We start from the raw sequence: 9,586 nt of genomic DNA, 5'->3' as shown, positions 1-9,586 counted from the left end.
ACGGCAACGGCACCGCCATCTTCACCAACGACGGTGGCGCCGCCCGGCGCTTCCAGAACGAGGTCCAGGTGGGCATGGTGGGCATCAACGTGCCGATCCCGGTGCCGATGGCCTACTACAGTTTCGGAGGCTGGAAGGCCTCCCTGTTCGGCGACAGCCACGCCCACGGCACCGACGGTGTGCAGTTCTTCACCCGGCAGAAGGCCATCACCAGCCGCTGGCTGGATCCCGGCTCGCGCCCTCAGGGCGGCATCAACCTCGGCTTCCCCGAAAACAGCTGACCGACGGCAATCCTGCGCACGCCGGTTCCACGCCGAACGGTCAAATATTCTACCGGAAAGGACATCACATGCCCGTCGTGGCACTCGACCAGATACTGAAGCCGGCCTACGCCAAACGCTACGGCGTCGCGGCGATAAATGTCTTCAACGACCTCACCATGGAGACCGCTCTCGCAACAGCGGTCACCGAGCGTTCGCCCCTGATCGTTCAAACCTCGGTGAAGACGGTCCGCACCATCGGAGCCAGGACGCTGTACGCGATGTGGACGGCAATGACGGCTGGGATCGAGGTTCCGGTCTCGCTGCACTTGGACCACTGCCCCGATCGCGCGGTGATCTCCGAATGCCTGTCCCTGGGTTGGAATTCGGTGCTATTCGACGCATCCGAAATGCCGGTAGCGGAGAACCAGCGCCAGACGATCGACGTCGTTGCCGAGGCACGTAGGTACGGTGCACATGTTGAAGGTGAGATCGAGTCGATCACCGGAGTCGAAGACGGCCACGGTTCGGACGACGAAGCGCAGCGCCAACCGCTCGAGACCGTACTGGAATTCATCACCCAGACGGGAGTGGATGTCTTCGCGCCGGCCATCGGTAATGCGCACGGCGTCTATAAGCAGGCGCCGGTGCTGGATTTCCAGCGGGTGGAAGACATCGCCGAAACGACTTCGGTTCCTGTTGCCCTGCACGGCGGAAGCGGTCTGAGCGATGCAGACTTCCGCCGGCTCATCGCCCTGGGTTGTGCGAAAGTCAATATTTCCACGGCGCTGAAGATGACCTACATGAAGGCCAATCTTGGTTATCTCAACCAATGTGCGGCCACCGATCGGTGGGATCCTCCTTCCTTGTTCCGCCACACCGCTGGCGAGATACAGATGATGGTGGCCGCGCTGATGAGGCAGTTCGGAAGCTCGGGGGCGGCGGCATGAACAGCCATGGCTTCTCGCTCATCTTTGACTGCGACGGCGTGCTGGCCGACACGGAGCGTTTCGGGCATCTCCCGGCGTTCAACGCCGCATTCGTCGAACTCGGTGTGCCGATGAGCTGGAGCGAGGACGACTATGCCCGACTCGTCCAGATCGGCGGCGGTAAGGAACGTATCGAAGCCGCGCTGGCCGAGGTCGGGGTCGATGTTGACCCCACCGTTGTCGGTGACTATGTCAAGAGCATTCACGCGGTGAAGACGCGCATTTACCGCGGTATGGTCGACGACGGAGTGATGCCGCCCCGCGCGGGGGTCAGCAGGCTGATCTGCGAAGCGCTGGCCGAGGGGTGGAACGTCGCAGTCGCCTCGACATCGGCGGTGGAATCGGTCCGGTCGGTGCTGGGAGGTGCCGTAGGAGATGCCGGCGCCGAGATTCCGGTGTTCGCCGGTGACATGGTGCCCCACAAGAAACCCGCCCCCGACATCTACCAGCTCGCCATCGCCGAGCTGGCGGCGGATCCCTCGGCGACCGTGGTGATCGAAGACAGCGCCGTCGGCCTGCGTGCGGCCCGCGCCGCCGGTCTGGCCTGTGTTGTCACGCCAAGCAGCTACACGCATGGCGAGGATTTCTCGGACGCCTCCGCTGTGGTCTCCACGCTCGGGGACGCCGCCGAGCCGACGACCGTACTTGCCGACCCCTACGGGGTGGGCTTTGCAGAGCAGGTGGATATCGCATCTCTACGCCGTCTGCTCAGCCTGCGTAACGGATGCGCTCAGATGCTGGCCAAGGAGGCACAATGACCACAGGGAACGTTCAGTTGCGCCAGGCTGTGCGAGCGATGGCCGAGACGGCGATCGAGAACGAGACGTACTTCTGTGAGCTCGACGCGGCCTTCGGTGACGGAGACTTCGGCTATTCGCTCGCTCGTGGATTTGAATCGGTTCTGGAACAGTGGGAGTCTTTGGCGTCGGCGGACTCACCGGCCTTCCTGCGAGGCGTGGCAACCACCTTGATGAAGCGGCTGGGTGGAACATCGGGCCCCATCTGGGGTACGGCATTCCTGCGGGCAGGCGGTGCGCTCAGGGACGGCGACGACATCGGGATCGAGGATGTCCTGGGCATGCTTGACGCGGCTATCGCCGGGATATGCAAGCGCGGTGGCGCGTCGGTAGGAGACAAGACACTGTTGGACGCACTGTGTCCGCTCCGCGACGAGGTCGCCGCCTGCTCCACGCGTCCGGCCACGCCCGCCGAGGTCGCCCGGGCAGCGGCCCAGGCCGCGCGGGCCGGGGCCGACCAGACCAAACAGATGCGCGCCAATCGTGGGCGGGCTAGCTACGTCGGTGACCGGAGCATCGGGGCGGCCGATCCAGGTGCGGTTGCCGTGGCCGTCATGAGTGAAAAGGTGTCGGCGCTTTGGACGTAACACGCTACGGCAGAGTCGAACTCGTCGATCACCGAATGCCGGAGACAGAACTGGAGGACAACCAATGAAGCGATTCGTCAATGACCCCAAGAACTTCGTGGCGGAGGTGCTGGCCGGAATTGCGGCGGCCAATCCCGACACCCTGCTGCACGACCCGGAGTTCAACCTCATCGTGCGCGCCGACGCACCGGTGCCCGGCAAGGTCGCCATCGTTCAGGGTTCAGGATCTGGACATGAACCCGCACACGTGATGAACGTCGGCGTGGGTATGCTCGACATCGCTTGCCCGGGTGATATTTTCGCCGCCCCGCCGCTGGACAACGTACTCGAGGCCATTCGGCGGGTGAGCAACGACAAGGGAGTCCTGCTTCTGGTGAACAATTACACCGGTGACCGGATGGTATTCGAAATGGCGCAGGAGGTTGCAGAGGCCGAGGGTGTCAATGCCGAACTGCTGTTCATCGACGACGACGTTGCCGTCGAGAACTCGACCTACACGATCGGCAGGCGTGGGGTAGCCGGGAACTTCTTCGTGATCAAAGCTGTTGGGGCCGCGGCGGAGGCGGGGATGGACCTTGGCAAGGTCCGCGAGATCGGGGAGCGGGTCAACTCCCAGATGCGTTCCATGGGCATGGCACTGACCGCCTGTACACCGCCCGCCAGGGGTGAGCCGTTGTTCGATCTGGCCGACGACGAGGTGGAATTCGGTGTCGGCATTCACGGGGAGCCCGGCCGCAAGCGCGAGAAGATGCGTGAAGCCAACGCAATCGTGGACGAACTGGTGAGTGTGATCGCCGCAGACAAGCCGTTCGAGTCTGGTGCTCATATCGCGGTTATGGTCAACGGCCTGGGCGGAACCCCGATCAGCGAGCTCTACCTGCTGTACGGCCACGTCCACAAGCTCCTGAACGAGCGCGGCCTGATTGTCGAACGTTCGTACATCGGCGACTACTGCACCGCATTGGACATGGCCGGAGCCTCGATCACCCTGCTCGAGCTTGACGACGAGATCTCGAAACTGCTGGACGCGCCTGCGGCTTCCGCCCTGCGTGTCTTCTGATCCGGGACGCCAGTTCATGCGATTGGGGATTCTTACCAGCGGTGGCGACTGCCCGGGACTCAACGCGGTGATCCGTGGTGCGGTCCTCAAGGGAACCCGGGAATTCGGCGACGAGTTCATTGGGTTCCGGGACGGTTGGCGCGGTGTGGTCGAGCGCGATTATGTAGAACTCGACTGGAGGGAGGTGGGTGGGCTGTCCCGTCGTGGCGGGACGATTCTGGGTACCTCGCGAACGAACCCTTTCGCTGACGGTATGGACGACAGAACGGTGTATGACGTGTTGTCGGACCTGGGAGTGACGGGGCTGATCACCGTCGGTGGCGAGGGGACGTTATCGGTGGCTGCCGAACTCGATCGCAACCGGGTGAATGTTGTTGGAGTTCCGAAAACGATCGACAACGATCTGTCGGCCACCGATTACAGCTTCGGCTTCGACACCGCCGTGGAGATAGCGACCGAGGCGATCGATCGGATCCAGACTTCTGGTGAAGCACATCATCGGTGCATGGTTGTGGAGGTGATGGGCCGCAACGCGGGCTGGATCGCGCTGCATGCCGGTATCGCAACCAGTGCGCACTCGATTCTGATCCCTGAGGTTGCGGAATCGATCGAGACGATCTGTAAGTGGGTGGAAAGTACCCGCGACCGGGGGCGCACGCCGCTGGTCGTGGTAGCCGAGGGTTTCGCACTTGACACGATGGCAACGGCGCACCATGCCCGCGGTCTCGACACCTTCGGGCGCCCGCGTCTCGGTGGCATCGCCGACGTACTTTCGTCGATGATCGAGGACCGCACCGGTATCGAGACACGCGCCACCACACTGGGATACATCCAACGAGGTGCGGTCCCCACCGCCTTCGATCGGGTGTTGGCGACCAGGATGGGCATGGCGGCAGTCCAGTCAGCTCACGACGGCAAGTGGGGTTCGATGATCGCCGCGAGAGGCACGGGCCTTGTCAATGTCGCACTGCGGGAGGCGGTCGAGGAACTCAAGACGGTTCCGCGGGAACGCTATGAGGAAGCGCTGACACTCTTCGGTTAGCTCCCCGCGCCCCATATTGCTGAAGGCAGATCATAAGGCAGATCATATGGACTGGTTCGATCGCAGTATCGTCGAGTACGTCTTGGCGTGGGGACCGCATGATGCGATAGATGACGAGGACACTTTTCCGGCCTTCGGGATGAGTGCCGACCAACTCGAGCAGCGATTCGTCCGGATCATCGCCGGCCACGCAGCATCGCGGCGGCGGCTTGACCACGCTGACCGCGAGCTCCTGGGCCGCGCCCGCGCCTATCAACTGCAGGCACGTCTGGGTGGCATTGTTGCCGGGGCCGGGCCGGTGAGCATTTCCGTGCTGGCCCCGCGTGCTGCGTCGAGCTGTCGGCCAAACCGAACCGACAGAAAACGTCGTCTCGAGTCGACCGCATCGCCGAGGGCCAGACAGATGGCGGCCATCGCCGCGCGCGCCGCCACGGCGTATCGCGGTGGCGACGTTGTGATCATCGATGTCTCCGCGCGGTTGTCGATCGCCGAGTGCTTCGTGGTCGTCTCGGGGGAGGACGGTCGCCAGCTCGACACGATAGTCGCTGGTGTCGAGAAGACGATGGGCCTTGCGGGATATCCGTCGGAACAGCGTGCGGTGGCTCGGGAAGGGCGATGGGTGTTGCTGGACTTCCTCGATATCGTCGTGCATGTCCAGCATCGGTCCGAACGTGAATCGGTTGCGATGGAATGGCTATGGCGTCAATCACCAACCTTGCCAGTCGACCGGCGCGAAACGCTGCGATGAGAGACTGCTTCGTGCTGTACGCCCGCCGCAGCCGACCCCTGCGATGGTGCCGTCGGATGTGCGTTGGCATGACGGTGCTTTGTCTGGCGGGCAGGGCGTTCCGGTGACGCGCGGTGTGAGGCTGCCCGTGTTTGAAAGACAACCCCTATGTGAAAGGCAATCTGAAGGATCGGCGACCGTCCCGAGCCGAGGGGGTGGGCGATGATCGCGGTGCTGCAGGGATTCGCCGTCATCGGGGTCATCATCGTGCTCGGGATGATCCTCGGTCGCACCGCGGTGCTTGGCGACGATGCCCGGGGAGTTCTCAACCGCGTGGCCTTCTATGTCGGATTGCCGGCGCTTCTGTTGGTGACGTTGTCCAATGCGGCACCGGCAGAGGTTTTTTCGGTACCCCTGTTAGTGTCGGTAGTGGCCACCTTCGTGGTCTTTGGGTTGTACTTCGGCATCGCGACGCTGCTTCACAAGCGGTCGCGGGCCGAGGCAGCCATCGGCGCGTGGTCATCGTCGTACGTCAATGCCGGCAATCTGGGGTTGCCGTTGAGCGCGTACGTTCTGGGTAGTACCACCGACGTTTCCGCGCTCATCGTTTTCCAGTGTGTGGTGCTCATTCCGGTGGGCGTGGCGATCCTTGACTCGTCCGGACGTGCCGATACAACTGTGCGGGCACGTGTACTCGGTCTGTTCGCCAACCCGACCATCGCGGCCAGCGTCTTCGGCGTGGCGATGTCTGCGCTGGGCGTGCGGTTTCCTCGGCCGATTGCCGACCCGCTGACACTTCTTGCCGGTCTTGCGGTTCCCACCGTGCTTTTGGCTTTCGGGATGTCCCTCAGCACGCGTGGTGAGCGATCCGCACGAACAGGACGTGCCGATGTGGCGACCGCTGTGCTCTTCAAGGTGATTCTGATGCCCGTTGTCGCCTACGCGTTGTGCCGATGGGCCTTCCATGGTTCGTCCGCCCAGGTCACGACCGTGACCGTATTGGCGGCGCTGCCATCTGCGCAGAACGTCAACGCCTTCGCGGCTGTCTACCGGTGCGGCGAGCGTCTGGCTCGGGAGGCCACTCTGATCACCACTGCGGCGTCGGTCCCGGCGATTGCGGTTATCGTCGCATTGCTGGGATGAAGGCGGAGGGCCTCCCGATTCACGCGCCATCCGGGGCGCATGATCAGGGCCTGGCGCGATCGCCCGGCCACTTGCGGTGCGTTGCTGACGAGTTTCTTACGGTTCCGACAGAGTGTGCCAGGGGGCCTCCTCCCGGTGTTGCTTTCGGCTAGCGTCTCCTGCGATCTCGTAGAGGAGGTTGGCGATGGCAGACGCGCGAGCATGGTGGGGTGCCGCTGCGGTGTTTGTCGGAATCGGCGCGGCCGTGGTTGCCGGTGCCGGTGACGCCGCGGCCGCCACAGACTCCTCCGCCGACACCGGTTCGACCAGTCGCTCGGTCGACCACGACTCGCTACCGTCCACCCGCGTGTCACCGCCGAACCGGGCCCGGGAGTCGGCCCCGTCGACGGAACCGGCGGCCGGGCGCTCGCTCGTTCGACGAGTGGGTACCCGGCGGCCGGGTGCTGGGCCTGATGCGCCGAACTCGCATGCCGACCGCAAGCGGACCTCCACCGTGGAGCGGCGGAATGCCGCCGACGACGCCGCGGGTGACGATACAGATGGCGGCGCAACACAGCCACAGCAGGCAACACAGCCACAGCAGAGCGTGGAGGAATCAGCGGACGCGACCTCCAGCGATATCCATGTGGACGAAACCACCAAGGATTCGGCGCAGCCGGCAGCGGCCACGCCGGCGACCGGGGAGGCGGCTGTGGACATCACGGAGCTTGTGGACACTACGGAGCTTGTGGACACAACGGACGTCGTGTCTGCCGAGCTCACCGCTGGCGGTTCTTCTGCGGCACCGGCCACCACAGCTCCCGAGACTCGCCCTGCGGGCATGTCGACCGCCGAGGGGGCCGCGCTATCGGCGTTGGCGCCGACGCACGCTCCGACGACGTCGACCCAGGTCGGGGCGCCTCTGGAAAGCGCCCCTGCCGACACCGTCACCGGCGTCAAGACCAGCCACGCCAAGCTCACCATCCCGGTCGGCACCCGTGACCTCACCACCCGCGCGGACTGGTACTTCCCGACCCAGGCCGACGGCTCGGTGGCGGCGACCGGTGTCATCTGGCTGCAGCACGGCTTCCTCGGCACCAAGTTCCTCTACACCGCGCTGGCCGAGACGCTGGCACAACAGACCAACAGCATCGTCGTGGCCGCCAACCTGCCGTCGTTCCCGGCGCTGCGGTGCGGGGGCTGCTGGATCAACGGACCGGGCACGCAACAGGCCGTCGCCGAGCTGTTCCTCGGTGACCGGGCGACGCTGACCAGCAGCGCGACCGCGGCCGGCCTGCAGGGCATGCTGCCCGAGGACTTCGTGCTGTCCGGTCACTCCGCCGGTGGTGGCTTCGCCACGGCGGTCGGCGGCTACTACGAGGACGACCCCACCAACGACGGCAGCCTGCGCGGCGTGGTGATGTTCGACGGCTTCTCGTTCCCCGGCGTCGTGCCGAACGCCCTGCAGAGCCTCGACGACCCCTACATCCCCGTCTACCAGATCGCGGCCCCACCGCAGCTGTGGAACCTGAACGGGGCCATCACCAAGGAACTCGTCGCTGCCCGCCCCGACACGTTCGTCGGCGTGACCCTGGCCCACGGTTCGCACGTCGACTCACTGCTGGGCGGGAACCCGCTCGTCGACTTCTTCGCCCAGCTGGTGACGCGGTTCTCCCCGCCCGGCAACACCGCGGCGGTCCACACGCTGGCCACGGGCTGGATCAATGATCTGTACCAGGGACTGGGACCCGCCGACGGCAACGGCATCTACGGCGACCCCGACCAGTACATCGTCATGGGTGACACGGCCGCCGTCGTGCTGGCGCCCCCGCCGGTCGTCGACGTCAACGACTACCTGGGCACCTGGTACGAGGTGGGCAGCGTCAAGCAGTTCTTCTCCCTCGGCCTGGTCAACACCACGGCGGTGTACAGCCTCAACCCGGACGGGTCGATCAGGGTCGAGAACTCCGGCAACTACTTCTTCGACAACGGGCCGGAGTCGAGCATCGTCGGCGCCGCCCTGCCGGTCGACCCGACGAACAACAAGCTCAACGTCCGGTTCTTCGGCCCGCCGTCGGACAACCCGCCCGGCAACTACTGGATCGTCGACCTCGATCCCGACTATCAGTGGGCCATCGTCTCCGACCCCACCGGCCTGAGCGGATTCCTGCTCAGCCGCACCCGCACCGTCTCCGAGGACTTCTACCAGGAGCTGCTGAACCGGGCATCGGTCAAGGGAGTCAGGGGCTGGATCACCCGGACCCGCCAGCCCGCCGCGGCAACGGCGTCGTCGGCCTGAGAGACCAGGGGACGATCACCGCGGGCGGGTCCCACTCGCGCGGGTGGCTCATAGCTGATTCATAAGTCAGACCCAGGGAAGACCAGGGTGACGGCCGGGATCATCCGAGATATGAGTGAAACACCTGATCAGTCCAGTGCTGTCACAGATCCGGTCGGCACTCCCGCCGTGCGGGAGGAACCGGGGGTCGTCGAGCCGAAAGACCAGCCGTCAGACCGTAGCCGGCTGTACCAGGTCGCCGCCTGGGTCGGGATCGTCGCGGGCACCGTGTTCATCGTGGCCGTCATCTTCTTCAGCGGGTTTGCCCTCGGTCGCGGCGGCCCGGGCCCGGATCACGGTCCCCGCCCCGGCCCGGGTTCGTCCGAGCACCGCCCGTGGGGCATGCACGCACCCGGCATGATCGGCCCGGGTGGCGGGCCCGGCATGTTCGGTCCCCGCGACGGGGGGCCCGGCGGACCCGGTGGCCCCGGTGGCCCCGGCGGTCCCGGTGCCGGGCAGGGCAACGGACCTGCGCCCGGGCCGTCCACAGCCCCGCGCCCCTGAGACCGTCCTCCCTCACCGGCAGCACCGAGAGGTGTTGCCGGTGAATCTTTTCGGGGAGACGGCGGCTGTGGCGGCGAAGGTGGTGGTGACGGTGGCGGCGGGGCCTTGTCCCGGCTGTCTGGTTTGTCGACGGGACGGTGGGGTAACCCACGCCCAGTGC

Annotated in this window: 10 protein-coding genes; all 10 read left to right on the top strand. The window is 65.3% G+C overall.

Annotated features, from left to right (window positions below):
* Positions 1 to 281, top strand: a 281-nt coding sequence (locus tag CSR00_RS21725; RefSeq protein ID WP_141564430.1) for an aldehyde dehydrogenase family protein, incomplete at its 5' end; no start/stop codon positions are given.
* A gap of 68 nt (positions 282 to 349) precedes the next feature.
* Complete coding sequence (locus CSR00_RS21720) at positions 350 to 1,210, top strand: class II fructose-bisphosphate aldolase (RefSeq protein ID WP_099024499.1); 861 nt, start codon at positions 350 to 352, stop codon at positions 1,208 to 1,210.
* A complete protein-coding gene (locus CSR00_RS21715) occupies positions 1,207 to 2,007 on the top strand; it encodes an HAD-IA family hydrolase (RefSeq protein WP_099024498.1) in 801 nt (266 codons plus the stop codon). The genes CSR00_RS21720 and CSR00_RS21715 overlap by 4 nt, the downstream gene beginning before the upstream one ends.
* Entirely contained in the window at positions 2,004 to 2,633 is a 630-nt protein-coding gene (dhaL, locus tag CSR00_RS21710; protein ID WP_099024497.1) for a dihydroxyacetone kinase subunit DhaL, read from the top strand. Before CSR00_RS21715 ends, dhaL begins: the two co-directional genes overlap by 4 nt.
* 64 nt (positions 2,634 to 2,697) lie before the next feature.
* The gene (dhaK, locus tag CSR00_RS21705) at positions 2,698 to 3,693 is read left to right on the top strand and encodes a dihydroxyacetone kinase subunit DhaK (protein ID WP_099024496.1); all 996 of its coding nucleotides are present in this window, start codon (positions 2,698 to 2,700) and stop codon (positions 3,691 to 3,693) included.
* A gap of 16 nt (positions 3,694 to 3,709) precedes the next feature.
* Positions 3,710 to 4,735 (top strand): 6-phosphofructokinase, encoded by a 1,026-nt coding sequence (locus CSR00_RS21700; RefSeq protein ID WP_099024495.1) that lies wholly within the window; start codon positions 3,710 to 3,712, stop codon positions 4,733 to 4,735.
* A 46-nt stretch (positions 4,736 to 4,781) separates the two neighbouring features.
* Positions 4,782 to 5,483, top strand: coding sequence for a ribosome silencing factor (gene rsfS / locus CSR00_RS31655; protein WP_328514754.1), 702 nt, complete (start codon positions 4,782 to 4,784; stop codon positions 5,481 to 5,483).
* Between the two features lie 201 nt (positions 5,484 to 5,684).
* Positions 5,685 to 6,605: an AEC family transporter gene (locus CSR00_RS21690; RefSeq protein ID WP_099024494.1), complete on the top strand. Its 921-nt coding sequence runs from the start codon at positions 5,685 to 5,687 to the stop codon at positions 6,603 to 6,605.
* 820 nt (positions 6,606 to 7,425) lie between these two features.
* On the top strand, positions 7,426 to 8,883 hold the full coding sequence (locus CSR00_RS21685; protein WP_245906371.1) for a lipocalin family protein: 1,458 nt from the start codon (positions 7,426 to 7,428) through the stop codon (positions 8,881 to 8,883).
* 111 nt (positions 8,884 to 8,994) lie between these two features.
* Positions 8,995 to 9,426 carry a hypothetical protein gene (locus tag CSR00_RS30755; RefSeq protein ID WP_176562184.1) on the top strand — a complete coding sequence of 144 codons (432 nt, stop codon included), beginning with the start codon at positions 8,995 to 8,997 and terminating at the stop codon, positions 9,424 to 9,426.
* Positions 9,427 to 9,586 lie beyond the last annotated feature (160 nt).

This window comes from Mycolicibacterium palauense (assembly GCF_002592005.1).
GTDB lineage: Bacteria > Actinomycetota > Actinomycetes > Mycobacteriales > Mycobacteriaceae > Mycobacterium > Mycobacterium palauense.
This window is presented reverse-complemented; position numbering and strand designations above follow the sequence as displayed.

Coding starts and splice junctions, on each gene's coding strand:
- CSR00_RS21720 (WP_099024499.1), top strand. CDS start 350: ATGCCCGTCGTGGCACTCGACCAGATACTGAAGCCGGCCTACGCCAAA.
- CSR00_RS21715 (WP_099024498.1), top strand. CDS start 1,207: ATGAACAGCCATGGCTTCTCGCTCATCTTTGACTGCGACGGCGTGCTG.
- dhaL (WP_099024497.1), top strand. CDS start 2,004: ATGACCACAGGGAACGTTCAGTTGCGCCAGGCTGTGCGAGCGATGGCC.
- dhaK (WP_099024496.1), top strand. CDS start 2,698: ATGAAGCGATTCGTCAATGACCCCAAGAACTTCGTGGCGGAGGTGCTG.
- CSR00_RS21700 (WP_099024495.1), top strand. CDS start 3,710: ATGCGATTGGGGATTCTTACCAGCGGTGGCGACTGCCCGGGACTCAAC.
- rsfS (WP_328514754.1), top strand. CDS start 4,782: ATGGACTGGTTCGATCGCAGTATCGTCGAGTACGTCTTGGCGTGGGGA.
- CSR00_RS21690 (WP_099024494.1), top strand. CDS start 5,685: ATGATCGCGGTGCTGCAGGGATTCGCCGTCATCGGGGTCATCATCGTG.
- CSR00_RS21685 (WP_245906371.1), top strand. CDS start 7,426: ATGTCGACCGCCGAGGGGGCCGCGCTATCGGCGTTGGCGCCGACGCAC.
- CSR00_RS30755 (WP_176562184.1), top strand. CDS start 8,995: ATGAGTGAAACACCTGATCAGTCCAGTGCTGTCACAGATCCGGTCGGC.